This window comes from Streptomyces fuscichromogenes (genome assembly GCF_014645815.1).
GTDB classification, from domain to species: Bacteria; Actinomycetota; Actinomycetes; order Streptomycetales; family Streptomycetaceae; genus Streptomyces; species Streptomyces fuscichromogenes.
On sequence record NZ_BMML01000002.1, the window covers coordinates 90,008 to 111,191 of the forward strand.

The window sequence follows — 21,184 nt, forward strand, 5'->3', positions numbered from 1 at the left end:
GCGATCAGCCGTGGCAAGCGCTGTATGAGGTTGTGCTCCCGCACCAGCAGTCCGACGTGCGCTGTGGCGGCCAGGCCACTGCTCGGCCACGCGCCGCGAGCGTCGTCGCGTACTGGGGGAGGAGGGCCGTGTCGGACGGGGAGGAGCTTTCCGAGGCGGCGAAGGCCTCGTAGGAGGGGACCGTGCCCGTGACGATGCCCAGGTTCGGGGTGCCGGAGGTCGAGAGCTCGCGGAGGGAGGACTCTATGGTCGAGAGGTGGGTGGAGTGGGACGGGTACTCGGCGGCCAGGTCGGGGTAGGCCGTCAGGAGTTCCGCCAGTTCGGTCGCCGGCCAGTGCAGGACCGCTACCGGGAAGGGGCGGGAGAGGGCCTCGCGGTAGGTGCCCAGTTCCGCTCGGAGGCGGGAGATCTCCGCCTCCAGTTCCGCCGGGTTGTCCGAGCCCAGGGACCAGACGCGTTTCGGGTCGTGGAGTTCGTCCAGGGAGATCGGGGAGGAGTGGAGGGTGTCGGCGCGGGCGTCCCAGTCGTCGTGGGGCAGGCCGAGCATGCGGCGGACGCGGTGGCGGCCGAACAACACCGGGTGCGTCGCGTACGGGGGTTCCACGGCGTCCGTGAGGAGGAGGACCGCCGCCTCCGTGAACGTGTCGTGCGCCGCTTCCAGCTCGTCGTGGGATTCGAGGGACTCCGCGACGATGACCCAGGGGGCCGGGTCGCGGGGGGCCGTGGTGCGGATGCCGTCGATGATCGCCCTGGCCTCTGCCTCGTGGTCGTACTCCCACAGGTTCGAGGCCTTGAGGGCGCGGACGAGGGGGGCGTTCTCCAGGGTGTCCGGGGTGGCGAGGAGGCGGTCGTAGAGCGCGGTGGCCGCGGGGCGGGCGTCGGCCAGTTCCAGGTGGGCGGCGGCCTGGAGGAGGAGGGCCTCGGCGTCCTCGGGATACCGGTCGGCGGTCCGCTCCAGGCGTGCCGCTTCGGCGGTGTGGTCGACGACGTTCTCGGCAGGCGTGTCGGGGCGCATGAACGACACGGTACTGCCCGGCGGTGACAAAGAAGAGATAGGGATGGGGGGCAGTCGGTGGCGAGAGGAGTCGTTCGGTGCGGTTCGAGTTCGGTGGGTGTGTCGTGGAGTGGCGGGGGCCCGCTCCTTATTACTTCCTGCCCGTCCCGGAGGAGGAGTGCGAGGAGATCCGGGCCGTGGCCGCCATGGCCTCGTACGGGTGGGGGGTCATCCCGGTCGAGGTGACCCTGGACGGGGTGGTCTTCGAGACGTCCCTGTTCCCCAGGGACGGCGGGTATCTGCTGCCGCTCAAGAGCGCGGTGCGCAGGCCGCGGGGGCTGGGGGAGGGGGACGAGGTACGGGTGGCGGTGCGGGTGCGGCTCGGGTAGTCCTGCGGCGGCGGGGGCACGGTGGGTGCGCGCCCCCGCCGCCGGGCCGGGTCAGATCGTCACGCCGTCGATCTGCAGGGTCTGCACTGCCTTCGCCGCGACCGACACCGCGACCGTCTTTCCGGACAGGTAGGTGTCCGAGTACGACTTGTAGGCGTCGCCGCCCGTCGTCACCGTGTTCCAGCGCGGGACCAGGCCGTTCGTACCGCCGGTCACCGTCGTGAAGCCGGAGAGGTTGAAGGTGAAGGTCTGGGCGGAGGTGGCGGTGTTCAACGCCACTATCACCAGGCGTTTGGCCGAACTGTCGTAGGCGGCCACGGCGTTGCTCACGCCCGTGTCCAGGATCTTCATGCCGGGGCGGATGTGGCGGCTGAACTGGGCCATGACGTAGTACTTGGTGGTGACCGCGCCCGCCGCCAGGGTGTCCGCGTCGTACGCGATCATCGCCCAGTTCGTGGACGGGTCCATGACCTGCCAGTAGACCCAGGCGGTCGGGTGCAGCCAGCGGAAGTCGTAGAGCAGGTTGAAGGCGAGGGTGTAGCCGGTGCCGTCGTTGTCGCCGGTCTCGGAGTTCCAGAGGGCCTTGCCGGCCGTCGTCACGACGTCGGTGTACAGGAGGTCGCGGCGGCCGCCGGAGCCCTGGTAGCCGTGGACGTTGACGCGGTCCACGTAGCCCTTCGTGGTGGAGGAGAAGGCGCTCCAGGTGGTGCGGGCGAGGTCGTAGCTCGTCTCGTCCGAGGCCGAGATCTTGGTCGTCGTCAGGCCTCGGCTGTTCAACTCGCTGCGGAGATAGGGGAGTACGGCCGCCTGGACCGTTGAGTCCATGTGGCAGCCCTCCTGGGTGCCGGTCGCCGTCCACCACGAGGACGACGGTTCGTTGAAGGCCTCCACCGTCGCGAAGTTCACGCCCCAGTTGTTCTTGGCGTACAGGGCCACGGAGGCGAGGTGGGAGGCGTGCTGGCGGTAGTTCCAGGACTGGAGGTTGTTGCCGCCGTCGGAGGCGCCGGACGGGTTGTGGTTCAGACACATCCACCACATGGGGGAGTTGGCGAAGAGTTCGGCCGTCGCGCCGCGGTTCACCGCCTTCACGAGCATCGCGCGCTGGGTGGCGTCGGCGGTCCAGTCCCAGGCCGAGGAGGTGGGGTCCTCGTTGTTCCAGTCCTGCCAGTAGCCCTCGATCTGTTTGAACGCGGGGATGTTGGCGGAAGCCACCATGCTCTCGCCGTTCACGCTGTTCCAGCTGGACGCGCCCAGGTTGTAGCGGGCGATGTTCAGGCCCAGTCCGGGCAGCGAAGTGCTGTTGTACGTCGTCGACTTGGTGGTGAAGAAGATGTCGGCGAAGTCGTCCCGGGTGCCGAAGACATTGCCCCACCAGGCCAGTGAGGTGCCCCAGCCCTCCCAGGTGCCGTACGAGGTGGACGGGCTGACGGCGATGGTCGCGTCGGCCCGTGCCGTGCCGGTGGCCAGGGCGCTGCCCAGGAGGCCGCCTCCCGCGGCGGCCAGGAGTGTTCTGCGTCGGATCATGGCTGCTTCTCAACCTCTCCGTGCGGCTCAAACACCGGTTCCCGGACCGGCGTCGACTCGTCCCCCCGCATGCCAACAGGAAGCATCAGGTGTGGCGTATGAGGTTGTCGAGGGGTGTGACAGTGCTTTCTGACAGTGGTTTCTAAAACCCGTTGAGGAAGCAAAGGGGAAGCGGCGGAGGGGGAGGTCCGGTGAGCAGGGTCCGCGTGGCTCTGGTGAGTTGGCGGCGGGCGCCTTATCGTGCGGGACCGACCGGGGGTCGGCGGGAGGTGCGCGGTGCGGGTCGTGGGGCACGGCGAGCGGCGGAGGCGGGCGCGGCGCCGACGGGTGCTGTGGACCGGGGGCGAACTCCTCGTCACCATGGGCGTGGTGCTGATGCTCCTCGTCGTGCACCAGCTGTGGTGGACCAACCGGGAGGCCAAGCAGGGGGCCGCGCGGAAGGTGGCGGCACTGGAGCGGGAGTGGGGCGGCTCCGGTGGCTCCGACGGCTCGGGGGCCTCCGGGGGGTCGGGTGGCGGTGCGGGTACGAGTGGCTCCTCGTCGTCGGCGGCCCGGTCCGGCACGTCGTACGCCACCCGCGTCGTCGCCTCCCAGGCGTACGCCGTCCTCGTCGTCCCGCGGCTCGGGCTGCGGGTCCCGATCGCCGAGGGCGTCAGCAAGCCGAAGGTGCTCAACCACGGGTACGTCGGCCACTACCCCGGTACCCAACAGCCCGGCCAGGCAGGGAACTTCGCACTCGCCGGGCACCGCAACACGCACGGCGAGCCGTTCCGCTATCTGCCGCGGCTCCGGCGCAAGGACACGATCGAGGTCGAGACGAGAACGGCGACGTACACCTATGTCGTGGACCAGATCCTGCCGCAGACGTCGGCGCGTGACTCGGGGGTCGTACGGCCCGTACCGCGTTCGATCGTGAAGCCGTCGTACGGGTACGAGGAGCCGGGGTACTACATCACCCTCACCACCTGTACGCCCGAGTTCACGTCCCGGTACCGGATGGCGGTGTGGGGGAAGCTGGTGTCGACGCGGCCGAGGGCCTGACGCGGGGCCGCGGCCGGGCAGCCGGCCCCGGTCCACGGTCGCGTCCTCGTCGGCGTTGCCTGCGTACACGTTGCCTGCGTACACGCGGTCACGTTGCCTGCGTACACGCGGTCGCTGGGCGGAGCCCCGGCCGGTGGTCCGGCGGCCGGGGCTCCCGTTCAGCGGAGGGTGTCGACCAGCAGGTTCGCCGCCACCGCCGCCCCGTCGGTGCGGATCCCGCCGGCCAGTGACCTGGCCCGCGCGCGGGTCTCGGGTGCCAGGGCCGTCTTGAGGGCGACGCCCAGGGCGTCGACGGCCGGGGCCGGACCGTCGAGTGCCGCGCCGATGCCCAGCTCGGCCACCTGGCCGGCCCAGTAGGGGTTGTCCGACAGCTGGACGGCCACCACCACCTGCGGGACGCCCGCCCGGGCGGCCGTCGCCGTCGTGCCCGCGCCGCCGTGGTGCACCACGGCGGCCACCCTGCCGAACAGCCGCTGGTGACTGACCTCGCCGATGGCGAAGCAGTCGTCCCGGCCGTCCACCAGGCCGAGGTCCGCCCAGCCGCGGGAGACCAGGGCGCGGTGCCCCTGGGCGCGGATCGCCTCGATGACCGAGCCGGCGATGTCCTGCGGCGGGATCATGCTGCCGAAGCCGACGTAGACCGGCGGGTCGCCCGCCTCCAGGAACGTCACCAGGTCGGCGGGGAGCGGGCGTTCGTCCGGCAGGGTCCACGCGCCCGTCTGTGTCACGTCGAGGCCGGGTGTCGTCCGCCAGGGTCCCAGGGCCGGGTCCGCCGCCAGCCACGGCCGGTCGGTGAGGACGTGGCCGCGGACGTCGGCCACCGGTGGCAGGCCGATCGACGACCGGTGGCCGTTGAGCGCCTCGCCGAACTCCGCGTGCACGGCGCGGGCGTCCAGCTCCCAGCGCGCCAGGTTGTCGGTCTCCGCCGGCTCCGGCCAGCCCGGCCGCGGCGGCGGAGCGTGGTACGGCGAGGGCAGGTGGACCGCCGCGTAGCTCACGTACACGTAGCGGACACCCGCGGCCTCGGCCGCGGACCGTGCGGCTGTCTGGGCCAGGCCGGCCGCCACCAGGGCGTCGCATCCGTCGAGCGCCGAGGGGAAGACGTCGAACTGGGTGGCGACCAGCTCGGCCCGGTACCGGGACAGGTCCGCCGCCGACGGCAGCGCCGTGCCGCGCATCAGTTCGCGCACCGGCGGGCCGACCGGCACCGGTTCGATCCCGAGTCCGTGTCAGCCGCCGTGCGAACTCCTCGTCCGGAGGGACGCACATCCGCACCCGGACGCCGAGCGCCCGTAACCGCACCGCGAGTGCCACCAGCGGTTCTACATCGCCACGCGTTCCGTATGTGGACAACAACACCCGCATTCCGCGCCCTCTTTCGTTCCGGATTCCCGTGCGTCTCGGTCCGTACCCGCCGCGGCATCGGGCAATGCCCGTTTACCGCGCGGCGGGAGGGCGCAGGGAATATGCGGGCAGCAGGGCGCCGTCCTCGATGGCCGCGGTGAGCGCCGGCCTGCCTTCCAGGCTGGTTCCCGATCGTCAACACAACCTGAGAGCTGCTGCATGCATGGTTCGTCAGAGTTCATACCTGATGTTTCGGTCATCTTGCCCTGTGCCGGATTCGGCACCCGATTCAGCGCGCCCTACCCGAAGGAGCTGCACTGTCTGGCTCCTGGAGTCACGGTCCTGGACCGCAGTCTGGAGGGCGTCGTCAAACTGGCCGAAAGCGGGCTCAATGTGCGTCTGGTCGTCGTGATCGGGGCGCACAAACTGGATACCGTGCGTTATCTCGAGCGTTATGCCGAGACATTTCAATTGGTCTTCATCTACCAGAACGAGTCGTTTGAACCGGGTCTCGACGGGGCCATCCGGTCCGCCCTGCCCATGGTGCGGGGGACGGTGGCCCTGGTCCTGCCTGACATCGTTGTTTCCGACGCGGACAGCGCGGACATTCTCCTCGCCGCGGTGCGGCACACGGCGGTGACGGGGTGGAGCGTCGTGGCCGCGGAGGAACGGGATCCAGGCGTGCTGCGGCAGATGGGCGCGCTGGCCGTGGTCGAGGCGGGGGGTCTCCTGACCGTCGGGGCGGCCATCGACAAGCCGGCCGACCCGTCGGGCTTCAACGCGTTCTGGGGCATGGTCGCGGCTGCCGAGAACGAGGCGCACCGGTTACCCGACGTGGTGGCGAAAGGGGTGGACAGCCCGCTGGCCGGTGCGGTCGCCCTCATGGTGGCGGGAATCACCAACTACAACACCCCGGTGGGCTGACGTCCCGGGCGCCCGCGGGCCGCTCGTGCGGGGCGGGCGCCCCGCGCGTCGCGGGGCGGCAAGCCGGTCGCGGGGTGCTCCGCATGTCGCGGGGCGGCAAGCCGGTCGCGGGGTGCTCCGCATGTCGCGGGGCGGCTCGGCTGGTGCGCCCGCTCGGCTAGTGCGCCCGCTCGCGCAGCGCCACCACCCCTGCCGCCCCCAGCACCGCCACGCCGGCCGACACCGCCATCGCCACGTCCGTGCCGTGGGCGAGGCCGCCCCCGGTGGAGGTGGCCAGGGCGATGGTCAGGGCCACGCCCGCGCAGGAGCCGATGTAGCGGAAGGTCTGCTGGGCGCCCGAGCCCATCGCGGCGCGGGCGGCGGGGACCGACTCGACCGCTTGGAGGGGGAGCGCGGCGTTGAGGATGCCGCTGCCCACCCCGCCCAGGGCCAGGCCCGGCAGCAGCCGGGGCCAGGAGCCGGCGTCCAGGGCGCCCAGCATGGTCAGCGCGCCGGCCGCGTGCAGCAGGAAACCCGCCGCCAGTTGCCGGCGCGCCGGGACCCGGCCCGCCAGGCGCTTCGCCTGCAACGCCACCGTGAAGGACAGCCCGGACCAGAGCAGGAACAGCCACGCCGTGTCCATCGCGGACATCCCCAGCGTCTGCTGGAGCACCGCCGGCAGGTAGCTGAACAGGCCTATCACCGTCAGGCCCGTGACCAGGCCGCTGAGGGAGGAGACCAGGAAGCGGGGGGTGCGGAAGAGGGCCAGGTCGATCATCGGGGTGGACGAGAAGCGGCGTTCGACGAGGGCGAAGGCCGCCAGCAGGACGACCGTGACCGCCAGCAGCAGGGCCACCGGTGCGCGCAGCCACCCGTCCCGGCCCAGGGTCAGCGCCGCCACCAGGGAGACCAGCGCGAGGCCGAAGGTCAGGGCGCCGGCGATGTCCGGGCGGCCGCCGCGGGGTGAGCGGGACTCCGTCAGGGTGCGGGCGGAGACTCCGGCCACCAGCAGCGCGGCCGCGCCCAGTACGGCGTACGCCACCCGCCAGCTGGGCAGCGCGCCGGCGACCAGTGGGCCGAGCGCGATGCCGCCGCTCACGAACGCGCCCCACACGCCGGTCGCGTGCAGTCGGCCGCGCGGGCTCGGGAACGCGGCCACCAGCAGGCCCAGGCTGCTCGCCAGGATCGCCGCGCTCGCCGCGCCCTGCGCCACCCGGGCCAGGGTGAAGGCCCAGGTGGAGGTGGTCAGGCCGCCGAGGGCGGTGGTCAGGCCGAGGGCGAGGGTGCCGGCGACGAAGATCCGGCGCCGGCCGTAGTCGTCGGCCAGGCTGCCCGCCACCAGGAGGAGCGCGGCGAGGCCCAGCGGGGTGCCGTTCAGCAGCCAGGCCTGCGCGGAGGGCGGGGTGTGCAGGGCGGCGACCGTGTTCGGAAGGGTGACCACCGGGGCGGTGTAGGTCATCAGGGCCACGGCGGTCGCGGCGCTGGTGAGGGCGAGGGCGGGGCGGCCGCTCCGGGTGGGGCCGGGGCTGGGGTCCGTGTCCGCGGCGGAGCTTGCGCGCTTCATGGTTCTTTCATTGAACCTACTCATGGGGGTACCGTAGCACCGTCGGTTCAGTCATTGAACCCATGGCAGGAAAACTGACTAAGGTGGTCCCATGGCACTGGGCAAGGACTACGCGACGCAGGAGTGCTCGATCGCCCGCGCGCTGGAGGTCGTCGGCGAGCGCTGGACCCTGCTCGTCGTCCGCGACGCGCTCTACGGCGTCCGTCGCTACAACGACTTCCTCGTCCACCTCGGCATCCCGCGCGCCGTCCTGTCGGCCCGCCTCAGGACGCTCACCGAGGAGGGGGTCCTGGAGAAGCGCCGGTACCAGGAGTCGCCGCCCCGGGACGAGTACGTCATCACCGAGCGCGGGATCGAGCTCTGGCCCGTCCTGCGCACCCTCGCGGTCTGGGGACGCGAGCACCTCACGGACTGCCGGCTGCGCTACTTTCGGCACGCCGACTGCGGGACCGAACTCGGCTCGTACGGCGAATGCCCCGCCTGCGGAACCGTCGTACCCGTCGCGGACGTTCTCATCACACCGGGACCGGGACTCGACCCCGACCCGGCGGATCCGGTCAGCAGGGCGCTCCTCAAGCCCAAGAGGCTCCTGGAGTCGCTGGAGGCGGACCCCGCGTGAGCGGCGGCCTACGGTCCAGTACGTGAACAGGCTCTTGCCCGTTGCACGTTCATCTTGGAGGATCGGCCAGTCCTCCGATGGCTGCACCCATCGGCCGGGCGACTGCTGTCAAGGGAGATGGTGACGACCATGAAGCTGCTGCGTGTCGGTACGGCGGGGGCGGAGCGGCCCGCGCTGCTCGACGCCGAGGGTGTCCTGCGGGACCTGACGGGGATCGTCGACGACATCGACGGGGCGCTGCTCGCCGACGACGCGGCGCTCGGGCGGGTCCGCGCCGCCGCCGACGCGGGGGAGCTGCCGGCGCTCGACGCGACCGGGCTGCGGATCGGGCCGCCGCTGGGGCGGATCGGGAAGATCGTGTGCATCGGGCTCAACTACCACGACCACGCCCGGGAGACGGGCGCCGAGCCACCGGCCGAGCCGGTCGTCTTCTTCAAGGCCCCGGACACGGTGGTGGGGCCGAACGACACCGTGCTGGTGCCCCGCGGGTCGGTGAAGACCGACTGGGAGGTCGAACTCGCCGTCGTCATCGGGCGCACGGCCCGGTACGTGGCCGACGACGAGGACCCGCTGGCCTACGTCGCCGGGTACGCCGTCGCGCACGACGTGTCCGAGCGGGAGTTCCAGATCGAGCGGGGCGGCACCTGGGACAAGGGGAAGAACTGCGAGACGTTCAACCCGCTGGGTCCGTGGCTGGTGACCGCCGACGAGGTCGGGGACCCGCAGGACCTGTCGCTGAAGCTCTGGGTGAACGGCGAGCCGAAGCAGGACGGGACGACCGCGGAGCAGATCTTCTCGGTCGCCGAGGTCGTGCGGTACGTCAGCCGGTTCATGGTGCTGTACCCCGGGGACGTCATCAACACCGGGACTCCGGCGGGGGTCGCGCTGGGGGCGCCGGAGCCGAAGCCGTTCCTGCGGGCCGGGGACGTGGTGGAGCTGGAGATCGACGGGCTTGGCCGTCAGCGCCAGGAGTTCAAGAACGCCTGAGGGGCAAGGGGTGCTCTGCGGGTGCTCTGCGCGGGCGGGGGCGGCTGTGCTGTGGTTGCCCGCGCAGTTCCCCGTGCCCCTACGGGGCGCTCCGGCCGGCGGCGTTCAGAGCTTCAGGAACGCCTCCAGGGCCTCCACCACGAAGCGGTGGTCCTCCAGTTGGGGCAGGCCCGAGACCGTCACCGCCCCGATGACGCCCACGTTCTCCACGGTGATCGGGAACGAGCCGCCGTGGGCCGCGTACTCGTCCGGGTCCAGGCGGGAGGACTCCTCGAACGTCGTGCCCTTGGCCCGGAAGCGGGCGCCGACCAGGTAGGACGCCGAGCCGTAGCGCTCCACCACCCGGCGCTTGCGGGCGATCCACGCGTCGTTGTCGGGGGCCGAACCGGGCAGGGCCGCGTGGAAGAGCTGCTGGCCGGCCCGGTGGATGTCGACGGCCACCGGGGCCTGCCGCTCCCGCGCCATCTCCACCAGCAGCGAGCCGAGGGCCCACGCGTCGTCGCAGGTGAACTGCCGGAAGACCAGGAGTCGTTCCTGCTTCTCCAGCTCCTCCACCGACGGGGTGATCTCGGGAGCGAACCTCGGGGTGATCTGCGGGTGCTGCATCAGAGGGTCACCGTCACCTTGTCTCGTGCCGAGCGGCGGGCTGCTTCCAGTACGTCCAGGGCGGTGGCCGCCTCCAGCGCGGTCACCGGGTTGGGACCCTCGCCCCGCAGGGCCCGGGCCACGGCCGCGTAGTACGCGGGGTAGTCGCCGGGGAGGGTCGGGACGGTCCGGCCGCCGCCGGTGACCGGGGACTCGCCGGCGCCGATACGACCGTACAACGACTCCGGCTCGTGGCCCCAGGCGTCCACGGCACCGGGGCGCCCGCCCGTGCGCAGGGTGTCCTCCTGCGGGTCCAGGCCGTACTTGACGTAGCCCGCCTTCGAGCCCAGCACCCTGAAACGCGGGCCGAGCTGGGCGGTCGTCGCCGAGACGTACAGGTGGGAGCGGACCCCGCCCGCGTGCGTGAGCGCGATGAACGTGTCGTCGTCGGTCTCGGCGCCGGCCCGGCGGATCACCGACTCGGCGTACACCTCGGTGGCCGGGCCGAAGAGGGCCAGGGCCTGGTCGACGACATGGCTGCCGAGGTCGTAGAGGAGACCTCCGATCTCTGCCGGGTCGCCGGACTCGCGCCAGCCGCCCTTGGGCTGCGGACGCCAGCGTTCGAACCGGGACTCGAAGCGCCACACCTCGCCCAGTTCGCCGTCCTCCAGCAGCTTGCGCAGGGTCAGGAAGTCGTTGTCCCAGCGGCGGTTCTGGAAGACCGAGAGCAGCAGGCCGCGCTCCTCGGCGAGGGCGGCCAGCTCGCGCGCCTCGGCGGCGGTGCCGGCGACCGGCTTGTCGACCACGACCGGCAGACCCGCATCGAGGGCGGTCGTCGCCAGCGGGACGTGCGTCCTGTTCGGGGACGCGATGACGACCAGGTCGAGCCCGTCGGCCCGGTCGAACAGCTCGTCGGCGGTGGCGACGGCCCGGACCTCGGGGAACTCGGCCTTCGCCTGTGCCTGCCGCTCGGGGTTCGAGGTGACCACCGTGTCCAGGGCGAGGCCCTCGGTGGCGGCGATCAGGGGGGCGTGGAAGACGGATCCGGCGAGGCCGTAGCCGATGAGGCCGACGCGCAGGGGAGTGGCAGCTGTCATGCGCCCTACTTTCGCAACGCTGTTGCCAAAGTGCAAGCGGCGGGGAGAATGAGCGCCGTGAACACGACGAGGAGCGGACGGGGCGCACGGGGTGGACCGGTGGGACCGGTGGGACCGGGTGGACCGGGTGGACCGGGTGGACCGGGTGGACCGGGTGGACCGGTTGGATCGGGCGGACGGCCGGGTGTGGCCGGGGCGAATCTGCCGGCCATGCGCAGTCACAACACCGCGCTGGTGCTGGATCTGCTGCGCACGGCGGGCGAGGGCGGCATCAGCAGGCTCGAACTGGCCGAGCGGACCGGGCTCACCCCGCAGGCGGTCAGCAAGATCACCGCGAGGCTGCGGGAGGAGGGCCTCGCGGCGGAGGCCGGGCGGCGCGCGTCCACGGGCGGCAAGCCGGCCACCGTACTGCGGCTGGTGCCGGACGCCGGGCACGCGGTGGGCATCCAGCTCGACCGGGACGAGCTGCGTGCGGTGCTCGTCGAGCTCGACGGCACGGTGGTGGCGGCCCGGCACGCGGAGGTGGACCTGGGCGCCGGGGCGGAGGCTGTCCTCGGCGCGGTCGTGGAACTGGCCGGGGAGCTGGTCGAGCGCGGCGGCGACACCCTGCTCGGGGTCGGGGTCGGGGCACCCGGTCCGCTCGACCACACCCACGGGGTGCTGCACCGGGTCACCGGGTTCCCCGAGTACGACGGCTTCCCGCTGCGGGACGCGCTCGCGGAGCGGCTCGGGGTGCCGGTCGTCGTCGACAAGGACAGCAACGCGGCCGCCCTCGGGCTCGCCGTCGGCGGTGAGGGCGGGTCCTTCGCCTGTCTGCTTCTCGGTACGGGGCTGGGTGCCGGTCTGGTGATCGGCGACACCGTGCACCGGGGGGCGCGTACCGGGGCCGGGGAGTTCGGGCACCAGGTCGTCCAGCTCGACGGGCCGCCCTGCCACTGCGGCGACCGCGGCTGCATCGAGGCGCTGTGCCTGGCGGCGGTGGCCCGCGGCGACGTGGCCGAGGCGGCGCGGGTCCTCGGCGTCGGTGCCTCGAACCTGGCCGGCCTGCTCGACATCGACCTCGTGCTGCTCGGCGGCCGCACGATCGCGGCCGCGCCGGAGCCCTTCGTACGAGGGGTCGCCGCCGTCCTCGACGAACGCGCCCGGCGCGAGGGCGGCCTCGGTACGACGATCCCCGTCCGCGTCGCCCCCGGCGGGGACCGGGGGGTCGCGGAGGGGGCCGCCCAACTGCTCCTCGCCCCGCTGTTCGGTCGCGCGGACGGCTGACCGGCGTTCGGCCGGCCCGGGAAGCGGACGAGCCCCTAACGGTCCGCTGCCGGGTGGTCGGCGGCCGGCGCGGCCCATGAGGCGAGGATGCGCAGACGGTCGTGGCTGAGTGTGCCGGGCTCGGCGGTCAGGATGATGAGCTGCTGGTCGGGGTCGTCGGTCGAGGTGAGGAAGGACCAGTCGAGGGTGAGCGGGCCGGCCACCGGATGGTTCAGCGTCTTCGTGCCCGATTCCTGGGGGGCGACGCGGTGGGCGCCCCACCAGCGCCGGAAGTCGGGGTCCTGGAGCGACAACTCGCCCACCAGTTCGGCCAGCCGCGGATCTTTCGGATCACGGGCGGCCTCCATGCGCAGCTGCGCCAGGGTCGTCTGCGCCACCCAATCCCAGTTCGGATACAGCGCTCTGATGGCCGGTTCGCAGAAGACCAGCCGTACGAAGTTGCGGTCCTTCTCCGGGATCCGCGCGAAGTCCGTGAACAGGGCGGCCGCCATGGCGTTCCAGGCGAGGATGTCCGTGCGGCGGCCCATGACGACGGCCGGCGTGGTGGAGAGGTCCTCCAGCAGCCGCCGTAGATGCGGCTGGACCTTCTGCGTGATGCGCCGACGCGGCCAGGCCGCGTCCCGACCGGACAGTTCGAACAGGTAGGCACGCTCACCGTCGTCCAGCCTGAGGACACGCGCGAGGGTGTCCAGCACCGGTTCGGAGGCCTGACGGCGGCCCTGCTCCAGGCGCGTGTAGTAGTCGGGGCTGATCGACGCCAACAAGGCCACCTCCTCGCGGCGCAGGCCCTTGACCCGGCGTCTGCCGGCCGAACCGGTCAGCCCCACCTCGGCCGGGCTCAGCTCGGTGCGCCGCGCCCTCAGGAAGGCGCCCAGTTCGCTGTCGTGGGCGCTGCTGCTGCTCATGGGCAGAAGTCTTGCAGCCTGCCGGGCCTGTGACAGGGGGCCTGCCGTGTCCCAGGACCGCGCTGTCCGGGGACAGGACAAGCCCCTTACCCGCCCGTGTACCGCGTGCGAGTGTCGGTGGCATGGCCGGCGGACGGGCCGCCCCGAGGCCGAAGGCGCCGCCGGAGAGCCGGCCGGAAGATCCGCGCCGTCCGCGGTCACCGCACTTCCCCACCCGTACCAGGAGAAACAGGTCGTGAAGACCAGCGTCACCTTTCCCAGCAGTGGTCTCTCCCTCGCAGGGATCCTCTTCACCCCCGACGGCCATGTCGACGGCCGGCTGCCGGCCGTCGTCATCTCCCATCCGGGAGGCGGCGTGAAGGAGCAGAGCCCGAGCGTGTACGCCGAACGCCTGGCCCGGGAGGGATTCGCCGCGCTCGTCTTCGACGCGGCCTGTCAGGGCGAGAGCGAGGGCGAGCCGCGCGGGATGGAGAACCCCTTCCAGCGCGCCGAGGATGTCAGGTCCGCCGTGACCTACCTGACCACGCGTGACGACATCGACCCTGACCGGATCGGGGCGCTGGGCATCTGCGCGTCCGGCGGCTACGTCCCCTACGCCGCACAGACCGACCACCGCATCAGGGGCGTGGCCACGGTGAGCGCCGTCGACATGGGCTCGGTGATCCGTGAGGGGCTGGGCCGCACCCAGGACCCGGCGATCCTCACGGGCATGCTCGACCGGGCCGCGGCGGCGCGCACCGCCGAGGCACGCGGCGCGGCTCCGGAGCTGGTGGCATGGATTCCCGACAACGCCGAGGAACTGATGAGGACCGCCACCGGCCAGTTCCGGGAGACGTTCGAGTACTACCGCACCCCGCGCGGTCACCACCCCCGCGCGGTCCAGGGATGGGTGCTGCGCAGCGTCGACCAGCTCGCCCAGTACGACTCGTACGCGATGATCCGGCTCATCTCGCCCCGCCCCCTGCTGATGATCGCCGGGTCGGAGGCGGAGAGCGCCTACTTCAGCCGGGAAGCGATCGAGCAGGCGGCCGAGCCCAGGGAACTGGTGGTCATCGACGGTGCCACCCATATCGACCTGTACGACAAGGACGAACACGTCACCCCCGCCGTGGCCAAGCTCACCGAGTTCTTCGGCAGGCACCTGGCCGGGTGACGCGCGGTGGCTCCCCTGCTCGCTGATGCTGCATCAGAACTCCTTGATTACAAGCCTGTTGAGATTTTCCACCTACTCTGGTGATCAACACCGCGCTCGTCAGCGCGCCTACGCAACGGAGAAACACCATCATGCGCCTGCTCCACTCCGCCACCGCGCTGGCCGCCACTTCAGTGCTCGCCCTGGCGCTCACCGCCTGCGGAAACGGCAGTGGCAACGACACTTCGGGCGGGCAGTCGTCGGCACCGACGTCCTCGTCCTCGGCCGCTGCGGACGGCGGCGCCACGGCCGAGAACGCGGGTGCCACCAAGGACGCGGGCAGCGGCACCGGAAGCAGTGGCAGCAGTGCCGCGGGCAGCGGCTCCGGCGGCGGTACGGGCACCAGCGGTGACGGCACCGGCACGAGCCGCTGCCACACCGCCGGGCTGGGCTTCTCGTTCGGCTCCGGCGACGGCAAGATCAGCAGCTCGGACGACCAGCAGCAACTTCCCGTGGTGCTGAAGAACAAGACCTCCGCCGCGTGCACCATCGAGGGCTTCCCCGGGGTCGACCTGAAGTCCTCCGGGGGAAGCTGGTCGCTGACCCGCAGCAGTGCCACGCCCAAGAAGATCACCCTGGCCGCCGGCGGCAGCGCGACGTTCACCATCACCTACCTGCCGTGGAACCAGGGCAGCGGCACCGAGTTCAAGGCCACCTCCGTCGTCGTCACCCCGCCCAACGAGACCACCTCGACCACCCTGGCCTGGCCCGGCGGCAGTGTCCTGCTCCAGGACGGCGCCACGCACCCCGGCACCTACACCGGTCCCGTCGGCAGCTGAGGGCCGGGCCGGGCCGTACACACGGTCGGGTGCCTCCGGCAGGCAGACGGGATCACTGTCGCGGCGGCGGGGGCGGGGCAGAGCGGCGAGCCCGGCGGCCGCGGCGCCGGACCGGGTACGGGGACGGCTGATCGGGCGGAGTGTGTCCGCTCCCGCGGAGTGGCGCCCGGCGGCCGCGGTGCGCGCCCGGCAGAGTCACCTGTCCATGCGCATGCGACTGAGCACGCCCCTGTCCCTCTGCCTGGCCGCCGCAGCCGCGCTGCTCGCCCCCGCGTCACCGGCGACGGCCGCCCCCGCCGTCGCCGAGGCGTCCTGCGCGGGCGCCGACGAGCAGGGCTTCCCGCTCACCACCCGCCTCCACGACGGCCCCTCGTCCTACGAACCAGGCGGCGGCTACGGCACCTGGTACCTCGACCTCACCAACATCACCCGCCGCACCTGCACCGACATCCACCCGGTCGTCGTCCTCGTCGACGACAAGCGGGTCCTCAAGCCGTCCCAGACCGAGCTGGAGTTCTACGACGGCCCGGCCACCCGCCCGGTCCCGCTGACGCAGACCGACGAGTCCGAGCTGGTCGGCGTGTTCGACGGGACCGACTTCCCGGGGTTCACCGTGGCCCCCGGCGCTACCGTCTCGGTCAAGGTGAGACTCGCGGTCACCTCCGACGCCGTACGGAACGGGGTCACCGTCGACGCGGCCGTGGTCCAGCGGCAGGGGGCGGACGGGAAGTGGGTGGGGGAGTCGAACGACTACCGTTTCGGCATCGCCGGCGAACCACCGCCGCTGCCCTCGGGCGTCGCCCCCGCCGCCCCTTCCGACGGCGCGCGGACACCCGAGAACCCCGACAGCCCAGACAGCCCCGACACCAGTCCAGGGACCAGCCCTGGGGCCAGCCCCGGAGCCACCCCCACCCCCACCCCCTCACCCGACACCAGCGCCCGACCCGTCACCGACGAGGCCGAGGATGCCGAGGGAGCAGAGGAAGCCGAGGAAGCAGGTGAGGCCGGAGGGGCCGGAGGAGCAGGTGAGGCCGGTGACGCGCGAGGAGCCTGGGACGCGGAGGGCGCCTGGGAGGCCGGCGAGCGTGCCCGCGAACTGGCCCGAACCGGCCTCGGCCTGGCCCACGGCCTGTTCACGGCCGCCGTCACCCTCCTCACCGTAGGAGCAGGCGCGTACCTGCTGGCACGCCGACGCCGCTGACCCGCGCACACCGACCGCGACGCGCACGCCGACCGCGACGGGTCACCGGGCTCGCCGGGGTCGCCGACCGCGACGGGGTCCCCGGGCTCCCCGACCGCGCCGGGGTCCCCGGGCTCCCCGGGGTCGCCGGGCTCGATGGGGTCGCCGGATCCCGGGGCCGCGTGGGCGGCGGATCGTGCGGGGGCGTACGGGCGGCGCAGCTCGTGGACCTCGCAAGTCGTGCCGCGGCGGTGTTTCCTGCCCGCTGCCGTCTGCCCTCGGCCCGCTGCCCCTGCCGTCTCTCCTCGGCCCGCTGCCGTCTGCCCTCGGCCCCTGCCCCTGCCAGCAGTACCTGGTGCCGCTCGCCCCGTGCCGCTCACTCCGTGCCCCGTGCCCCGTGCCCCGTCCGCGCCGCAGAGGCCCCGTACGGCCCCCAGCGTGGAGCGCATACGCTGGGGGCGTCGGTACGCCGTGGTTCCGGCGCTCCCCCCAGCTGACGCATGACCGCACTTACGGCACATACGCCATCCCGCACGCAGGAGACGCACCACATGGCAGAGCGCAAGCCCATCGAGTCGTGGCTCACCGACATGGACGGGGTTCTCATCCACGAGGGGGTTCCGATCCCCGGAGCGGACGCCTTCCTGAAGAAGCTGCGGGAGTCCGGTCGGCCCTTCCTGGTGCTCACCAACAACTCCATCTACACCGCCCGTGACCTGCACGCACGGCTGCGCCGAATGGGCCTGGACGTGCCGGTGGACAACATCTGGACCTCGGCGCTCGCCACCGCGCAGTTCCTGGACGACCAGCGCCCCGGCGGCAGCGCCTACGTCATCGGCGAGGCCGGCCTGACCACCGCGCTGCACGACATCGGGTACATCCTCACCGACCACGAGCCCGACTTCGTCATCCTCGGCGAGACCCGCACCTACTCCTTCGAGGCGCTGACCAAGGCCGTACGGCTGATCAACGGCGGCGCCCGGTTCATCGCCACCAACCCCGACAACGTCGGCCCGTCCGTCGAGGGCGACCTGCCCGCCACCGGCTCGGTCGCCGCGCTGATCACCGCCGCGACCGGCAAGCAGCCCTACTTCGTCGGCAAGCCCAACCCGCTGATGATGCGGGCCGGCCTCAACGCCATCGGCGCCCACTCGGAGAACTCCGCGATGATCGGCGACCGCATGGACACCGACGTCCTCGCCGGTCTGGAGGCCGGGATGCGCACCTTCCTGGTGCTGTCCGGCGTCACACAGCCGGCCGACGTGGACCGCCACCCCTTCCGGCCCTCTGAGGTCGTGAACTCGATCGCGGACCTCGTCGACCGGATCTGAACCGCCGCCGAACCGCTTCCGGCCGTCGGGCACCAAACCCGGCGCCACCCGTACGGAGCAAGAAGGCGCCCCCCGAGGATGCGGGGGCGCCGGGTGCGGGGGAGCCTCCAGATATCTGGAGGTTCACGATGGGCTCAATTCGCCTCACTCTCTGTACCGGACTGCTGGCCGGTGCCGCCGGCCTCTCCGGTCTCTCCGGTCTCCCCGGCCTCTCCCCGGCGGCCGCCCGTGCGGCGGACGGCCAGGACGTCACCGTGACCCCGGCTTCCCCGCCCGCCGGGTCCGTCGTGGCGCTGCGGGTGAGCGGCTGCTCCGGTACGACCGGCACCGCCACCTCGACGGCCTTCGCCTCGGACGCCCGTCTCGCCGGCACCGGCGGCACCGGCGGCGCCCTGACCGGCGATGCCGAGGTCCGCTCCGCGATCGGCGCCGGCACCTACGACGTGCGGGTCAGCTGCGCCGGCTCCGCCGTCACCGGCAGCGTCACGGTCGTACCGCGGTCGTCGGCCCAGTCGGCCCAGTCGGCCCAGTCGGCCCAGTCCGCTCAGTCGGCCCAGTCGTTCCAGGCGTCTCAGTCGTCCCGGCAGGACGCGGCCGGTGTGCTGCCCGCCTCGCCGGTCGCGCCCGTGCACGCCGGCGGCGGGGGCACCGCTCCGCTCGCCTCGGTGGAGTCCCGCTCGACCGGTCCCGACACCGCGCAGGCGGTGACCGGCCTTGTCCTCGCCGCTTTCGCCGCGGTCGCCGTCGGGCTGCTGGGCGCCCGCCGCGGAAGCGGCTCGCGCTGAGGACGGGACCAGATGGCCGACGACACCGAACGTTCCCCCGGCACCGGACGGCTGCTGACCGGGGTGGCCTGGGCGATCCTGCTGCTCGGGCTGTGGCTGTGGGGCCGCGGGGTGACCGAGGTGCCCGACGGCATGACGGCGCCCACCACGGGTGACATGGCCGCCGTCGGGCGCCCGCCGACGGACCCCGAACTCCCGCCCGCCGCCAAGCCGTTGACCTCGGCCGTGCCCGAGCGCGTCGACATCCCGGAACTGGGCGTGCAGGCCCCCGTGGTCGCCCGCGGCCTCGACCGGGACGGCGGTGTCGACCCGCCGCCCCTCGACCAGCCCGGCGTGGTCGGCTGGTACGGCGCCGGGACCGGCCCCGGCGCGGCCGGCACCGCGGTCCTGGTCGGGCACGTCGACACCGAGACCCGGCCCGCCGTCTTCTACAAGATCAGCGCGATGCGCCCCGGTGAGACGATCCGGGTGGTCCGCTCCGACAATACGGTCGCCGAGTTCACCGTGGACGACGTCCGGGTCCTGCCCCGCGACCACTTCGACGCCCAACAGGCCTATGGAGAAAGGGAGTCGGGGCGCGCCGAGCTCCGTCTGATCACCTGCGGCGGCGCCTTCGACCGGACGACCGGGAACTACACCGCGAACGTGGTCGTCTCGGCGTACCTCACCGGCACCGCCGCCTGAGGTACCGCCGCCTGAGGTACCGCCGGCCCGCGGTGCCGCGCCCACCTGTGTGTGCGCCCACCTGTCACCCGGTCGGCGGCCCGCTCCCCTGAGACCGCCGACCGGGCCGGTCCTCGACCGCGCGCGCTCGGGCTGCGGGAGTAACCCGGCGGCAGGCGCGGGAGGCTGGGAAGGCGGGCCGGGGTCCGGGCCGCCCGCAAGCGACTCTAGAGGGCAACGGGCACCCGGGCCTAGGTTCGCGCTCGCCAAGCCTCCCCGGACTCGTCAACTCGCCCGTCAACCAGGGCTGTAACAGCTCACCGACAAGAGTTGGGTGATCTCGTGACGAGTACGGTGGGTATGTCACGATTGGGCTCTGGCCAAGTGCACCCAGGGGGGAATTGGATGTACGACAGCAGGGGGGCCCGCGCGGCGGCTCGGGCCGGGGCACTGGGGGCGGCGCTGCTGCTCGCCGGCTGCTCCTCGGGCGGCGGCGGAGGCGGAGGCGGGGACGAACCGGCCGCCGGCCCACGGGCGGCGATCACCCAGCAGCCCAAGGAGGCCGACCCGTTCTGGGTGAACCCGGACTCCAACGCGGCCCGTCAGGTGAAGGCCTACGCGAAGGCCGGGAAGGACGGGTACGCCGAGCAGATCCGCAAGATAGCGGCACAGCCGACCGGCGAGTGGATCGGCCCGGAGAACCCGGAGCAGGAGGCACGCGGCTTCACCGAGGCCGCCCAGAAGTCCGGCCGTACGGCCCTTCTGGTCCTCTACGACATCCCGCACCGCGACTGCGGCCAGTACAGCCAGGGCGGCGCGGCCGACGGCGACGCGTACCGGGCGTGGATCGACGGGGTCGCGCACGGCATCCAGGACCGCCCGGCCACCGTCGTCCTGGAACCGGACGCGGTACTGCACCTGGTGGACGGCTGCACCCCGGCCCGGTTCGCGGAGGAGCGCTACGACCTGTTACGCGGCGCGATCACGAAACTCAAGTCCCTGAAGAACACGAAGGTCTACCTGGACGCGGGCAACGCCGGCTGGGGCCACCCCGACCAGATCTACCAGCCCCTCCAGGAGGCGGGCGTCACCGAAGCCGACGGCTTCGCGGTCAACGTCTCCAACTTCTACTCCACCCAGGACTCCATCGCCTACGGCAAGCAGCTCTCGGCGAAGGTCGGCGGCAAGCACTTCGTCATCGACACCAGCAGAAACGGCAACGGCCCCTACGCGGGCGGCAGTCCGGACGAACGCTGGTGCAATCCCCCGGGCCGGGCCCTGGGGGAGACCCCGACGACGAAGACCGCCGACCCCCTGGTGGACGCCTACCTGTGGGTCAAACGCCCCGGAGAGTCGGACGGCACCTGCAAGGGGGGTCCGCAGGCGGGGAATTGGTGGCCGGGCTACGCCTTGGACCTGGCGAGGGCGACGACCTCCTGAGGCGTGCGGCGCGGGGCCGTGTCCGATATGCGGCTCCGCCCCGTGGGGCGCATGATGGAGCCGAGGGGAGCCACTTCCCGTTCTCACATCTCCCACATCGCGGAAGAAGGGGCACCATGCCTGACCTTTCGCTGTCTTCGAACAACTTCCCGGACTTCTACGTCATCGAACGGGTCGGCGATGTCGATATCGCCAAGATCGAAACCGATATCGACCGTGGTAACGCCACGTTCGGGTGGAGCGGTCTCCAGCTGGACTTCGGGGAAACGGGACAGCTGCAGCGGGCGGTCGCGCCACTGGGCTTCTACCTGCGGATCGATCCGCTCGACGGGTTCCGCGTGCACGGCAAGTTCTACACCGCGATCGTCGACGCCGCCGTCAAGGCCGAGGTCCTGGAGGAATCGACCTTCGTCCTGGAAAGAGCGGAGATCGACCCGGAGCAGGTCTCGTTCCACTCGGTGAAGTTCCCGGACCGCTTTCTCCGGCACCGGAACTTCCAGCTCTTCGCCGAGCCGGTCAGCACCCCCGCCGACCTCCAGGACGCGTGCTTCAGGATCGCCGCGCCACTCGCCCAGGGCAGGTGACGTGCCGGCCCC

The 21,184-nt window shown here is 72.3% G+C and carries 21 protein-coding genes and 1 pseudogene; 14 read left to right on the top strand and 8 right to left on the bottom strand.

Going from position 1 to position 21,184, the window contains the following annotated elements; all coding sequences use genetic code 11:
* Positions 1 to 4: 4 nt before the first annotated feature.
* Positions 5 to 1,015: a hypothetical protein gene (locus IEZ11_RS04175; protein ID WP_189261194.1), complete on the bottom strand. Its 1,011-nt coding sequence runs from the start codon at positions 1,013 to 1,015 to the stop codon at positions 5 to 7.
* Between the two features lie 77 nt (positions 1,016 to 1,092).
* Between IEZ11_RS04175 and IEZ11_RS04180 the strand changes: the two genes are divergently transcribed.
* Positions 1,093 to 1,383, top strand: a complete 291-nt coding sequence (locus IEZ11_RS04180; protein WP_189261195.1) for a DUF1905 domain-containing protein — start codon at positions 1,093 to 1,095, stop codon at positions 1,381 to 1,383.
* A 51-nt stretch (positions 1,384 to 1,434) separates the two neighbouring features.
* On the opposite strand, the gene IEZ11_RS04185 is transcribed toward IEZ11_RS04180, so the two are convergent.
* Positions 1,435 to 2,907: a glycoside hydrolase gene (locus IEZ11_RS04185; RefSeq protein WP_189261196.1), complete on the bottom strand. Its 1,473-nt coding sequence runs from the start codon at positions 2,905 to 2,907 to the stop codon at positions 1,435 to 1,437.
* Between the two features lie 276 nt (positions 2,908 to 3,183).
* On the opposite strand from IEZ11_RS04185, the gene IEZ11_RS04190 reads away from it, so the two are divergent.
* Positions 3,184 to 3,948, top strand: a complete 765-nt coding sequence (locus tag IEZ11_RS04190) for a class E sortase (protein ID WP_229712800.1) — start codon at positions 3,184 to 3,186, stop codon at positions 3,946 to 3,948.
* A gap of 158 nt (positions 3,949 to 4,106) precedes the next feature.
* On the opposite strand, the gene IEZ11_RS04195 is transcribed toward IEZ11_RS04190, so the two are convergent.
* Positions 4,107 to 5,156, bottom strand: coding sequence for a glycosyltransferase (locus tag IEZ11_RS04195; RefSeq protein WP_308426455.1), 1,050 nt, complete (start codon positions 5,154 to 5,156; stop codon positions 4,107 to 4,109).
* Positions 5,157 to 5,250: 94 nt separating this feature from the next.
* Positions 5,251 to 5,313, bottom strand: a pseudogene (locus IEZ11_RS52185) (hypothetical protein); the annotation flags it as partial.
* 198 nt (positions 5,314 to 5,511) lie between these two features.
* Between IEZ11_RS52185 and IEZ11_RS04200 the strand changes: the two are divergent.
* Positions 5,512 to 6,216, top strand: a complete 705-nt coding sequence (locus tag IEZ11_RS04200; protein WP_189261197.1) for a glycosyltransferase family protein — start codon at positions 5,512 to 5,514, stop codon at positions 6,214 to 6,216.
* A gap of 157 nt (positions 6,217 to 6,373) precedes the next feature.
* Here IEZ11_RS04200 and IEZ11_RS04205 read toward each other — a convergent pair whose 3' ends face one another.
* Positions 6,374 to 7,759, bottom strand: a complete 1,386-nt coding sequence (locus tag IEZ11_RS04205; protein ID WP_189261198.1) for an MFS transporter — start codon at positions 7,757 to 7,759, stop codon at positions 6,374 to 6,376.
* 91 nt (positions 7,760 to 7,850) lie between these two features.
* On the opposite strand from IEZ11_RS04205, the gene IEZ11_RS04210 reads away from it, so the two are divergent.
* Both IEZ11_RS04210 and IEZ11_RS04215 read left to right on the top strand, forming a co-directional pair.
* On the top strand, positions 7,851 to 8,378 hold the full coding sequence (locus IEZ11_RS04210; protein ID WP_189261199.1) for a winged helix-turn-helix transcriptional regulator: 528 nt from the start codon (positions 7,851 to 7,853) through the stop codon (positions 8,376 to 8,378).
* Positions 8,379 to 8,507: 129 nt separating this feature from the next.
* Positions 8,508 to 9,365 carry a fumarylacetoacetate hydrolase family protein gene (locus tag IEZ11_RS04215; protein ID WP_189261200.1) on the top strand — a complete coding sequence of 286 codons (858 nt, stop codon included), beginning with the start codon at positions 8,508 to 8,510 and terminating at the stop codon, positions 9,363 to 9,365.
* A gap of 105 nt (positions 9,366 to 9,470) precedes the next feature.
* Here the strand turns inward: IEZ11_RS04215 and IEZ11_RS04220 are convergent, their stop codons facing one another.
* Positions 9,471 to 9,971 carry a heme-degrading domain-containing protein gene (locus tag IEZ11_RS04220; protein WP_189261201.1) on the bottom strand — a complete coding sequence of 167 codons (501 nt, stop codon included), beginning with the start codon at positions 9,969 to 9,971 and terminating at the stop codon, positions 9,471 to 9,473.
* Positions 9,971 to 11,047, bottom strand: coding sequence for a Gfo/Idh/MocA family oxidoreductase (locus tag IEZ11_RS04225; protein WP_189261202.1), 1,077 nt, complete (start codon positions 11,045 to 11,047; stop codon positions 9,971 to 9,973). Before IEZ11_RS04225 ends, IEZ11_RS04220 begins: the two co-directional genes overlap by 1 nt.
* Before the next feature lie 210 nt (positions 11,048 to 11,257).
* Here IEZ11_RS04225 and IEZ11_RS04230 point away from each other — a divergent pair, with 210 nt between their 5' ends.
* A complete protein-coding gene (locus tag IEZ11_RS04230; RefSeq protein WP_229712801.1) occupies positions 11,258 to 12,313 on the top strand; it encodes an ROK family transcriptional regulator in 1,056 nt (351 codons plus the stop codon).
* A 35-nt stretch (positions 12,314 to 12,348) separates the two neighbouring features.
* On the opposite strand, the gene IEZ11_RS04235 is transcribed toward IEZ11_RS04230, so the two are convergent.
* On the bottom strand, positions 12,349 to 13,218 hold the full coding sequence (locus tag IEZ11_RS04235) for a helix-turn-helix domain-containing protein (protein ID WP_189261204.1): 870 nt from the start codon (positions 13,216 to 13,218) through the stop codon (positions 12,349 to 12,351).
* 235 nt (positions 13,219 to 13,453) lie between these two features.
* Between IEZ11_RS04235 and IEZ11_RS04240 the strand changes: the two genes are divergently transcribed.
* From IEZ11_RS04240 to IEZ11_RS04275, 8 genes are all read left to right on the top strand, one after another.
* The gene (locus tag IEZ11_RS04240; RefSeq protein ID WP_189261205.1) at positions 13,454 to 14,371 is read left to right on the top strand and encodes an alpha/beta hydrolase; all 918 of its coding nucleotides are present in this window, start codon (positions 13,454 to 13,456) and stop codon (positions 14,369 to 14,371) included.
* 131 nt (positions 14,372 to 14,502) lie between these two features.
* Positions 14,503 to 15,189, top strand: coding sequence for a DUF4232 domain-containing protein (locus IEZ11_RS04245; RefSeq protein WP_189261206.1), 687 nt, complete (start codon positions 14,503 to 14,505; stop codon positions 15,187 to 15,189).
* 205 nt (positions 15,190 to 15,394) lie between these two features.
* Positions 15,395 to 16,390 (top strand): hypothetical protein, encoded by a 996-nt coding sequence (locus IEZ11_RS52190; RefSeq protein ID WP_189261207.1) that lies wholly within the window; start codon positions 15,395 to 15,397, stop codon positions 16,388 to 16,390.
* Between the two features lie 530 nt (positions 16,391 to 16,920).
* Complete coding sequence (locus IEZ11_RS04255; RefSeq protein WP_189261208.1) at positions 16,921 to 17,700, top strand: HAD-IIA family hydrolase; 780 nt, start codon at positions 16,921 to 16,923, stop codon at positions 17,698 to 17,700.
* 128 nt (positions 17,701 to 17,828) lie between these two features.
* Positions 17,829 to 18,485 carry a hypothetical protein gene (locus IEZ11_RS04260; protein ID WP_189261209.1) on the top strand — a complete coding sequence of 219 codons (657 nt, stop codon included), beginning with the start codon at positions 17,829 to 17,831 and terminating at the stop codon, positions 18,483 to 18,485.
* Positions 18,486 to 18,497: 12 nt separating this feature from the next.
* Positions 18,498 to 19,169 carry a class F sortase gene (locus IEZ11_RS04265; RefSeq protein WP_189261210.1) on the top strand — a complete coding sequence of 224 codons (672 nt, stop codon included), beginning with the start codon at positions 18,498 to 18,500 and terminating at the stop codon, positions 19,167 to 19,169.
* Between the two features lie 384 nt (positions 19,170 to 19,553).
* A complete protein-coding gene (locus tag IEZ11_RS04270; RefSeq protein ID WP_189261211.1) occupies positions 19,554 to 20,588 on the top strand; it encodes a glycoside hydrolase family 6 protein in 1,035 nt (344 codons plus the stop codon).
* A gap of 116 nt (positions 20,589 to 20,704) precedes the next feature.
* Complete coding sequence (locus IEZ11_RS04275) at positions 20,705 to 21,172, top strand: AbfB domain-containing protein (RefSeq protein WP_189261212.1); 468 nt, start codon at positions 20,705 to 20,707, stop codon at positions 21,170 to 21,172.
* Positions 21,173 to 21,184: the final 12 nt, after the last annotated feature.

Excerpts from the sequence above, each read along its gene's own strand:
- IEZ11_RS04175 (WP_189261194.1), bottom strand. The coding sequence starts at position 1,015 with ATGCGCCCCGACACGCCTGCCGAGAACGTCGTCGACCACACCGCCGAA.
- IEZ11_RS04225 (WP_189261202.1), bottom strand. The coding sequence starts at position 11,047 with ATGACAGCTGCCACTCCCCTGCGCGTCGGCCTCATCGGCTACGGCCTC.
- IEZ11_RS04265 (WP_189261210.1), top strand. The coding sequence starts at position 18,498 with ATGGCCGACGACACCGAACGTTCCCCCGGCACCGGACGGCTGCTGACC.
- IEZ11_RS04255 (WP_189261208.1), top strand. The coding sequence starts at position 16,921 with ATGGCAGAGCGCAAGCCCATCGAGTCGTGGCTCACCGACATGGACGGG.
- IEZ11_RS04235 (WP_189261204.1), bottom strand. The coding sequence starts at position 13,218 with ATGAGCAGCAGCAGCGCCCACGACAGCGAACTGGGCGCCTTCCTGAGG.
- IEZ11_RS04200 (WP_189261197.1), top strand. The coding sequence starts at position 5,512 with ATGCATGGTTCGTCAGAGTTCATACCTGATGTTTCGGTCATCTTGCCC.
- IEZ11_RS04215 (WP_189261200.1), top strand. The coding sequence starts at position 8,508 with ATGAAGCTGCTGCGTGTCGGTACGGCGGGGGCGGAGCGGCCCGCGCTG.
- IEZ11_RS04185 (WP_189261196.1), bottom strand. The coding sequence starts at position 2,907 with ATGATCCGACGCAGAACACTCCTGGCCGCCGCGGGAGGCGGCCTCCTG.
- IEZ11_RS52190 (WP_189261207.1), top strand. The coding sequence starts at position 15,395 with ATGCGCATGCGACTGAGCACGCCCCTGTCCCTCTGCCTGGCCGCCGCA.
- IEZ11_RS04275 (WP_189261212.1), top strand. The coding sequence starts at position 20,705 with ATGCCTGACCTTTCGCTGTCTTCGAACAACTTCCCGGACTTCTACGTC.
- IEZ11_RS04230 (WP_229712801.1), top strand. The coding sequence starts at position 11,258 with ATGCGCAGTCACAACACCGCGCTGGTGCTGGATCTGCTGCGCACGGCG.
- IEZ11_RS04270 (WP_189261211.1), top strand. The coding sequence starts at position 19,554 with ATGTACGACAGCAGGGGGGCCCGCGCGGCGGCTCGGGCCGGGGCACTG.
- IEZ11_RS04260 (WP_189261209.1), top strand. The coding sequence starts at position 17,829 with ATGGGCTCAATTCGCCTCACTCTCTGTACCGGACTGCTGGCCGGTGCC.
- IEZ11_RS04205 (WP_189261198.1), bottom strand. The coding sequence starts at position 7,759 with ATGAAGCGCGCAAGCTCCGCCGCGGACACGGACCCCAGCCCCGGCCCC.
- IEZ11_RS04210 (WP_189261199.1), top strand. The coding sequence starts at position 7,851 with ATGGCACTGGGCAAGGACTACGCGACGCAGGAGTGCTCGATCGCCCGC.
- IEZ11_RS04220 (WP_189261201.1), bottom strand. The coding sequence starts at position 9,971 with ATGCAGCACCCGCAGATCACCCCGAGGTTCGCTCCCGAGATCACCCCG.
- IEZ11_RS04245 (WP_189261206.1), top strand. The coding sequence starts at position 14,503 with ATGCGCCTGCTCCACTCCGCCACCGCGCTGGCCGCCACTTCAGTGCTC.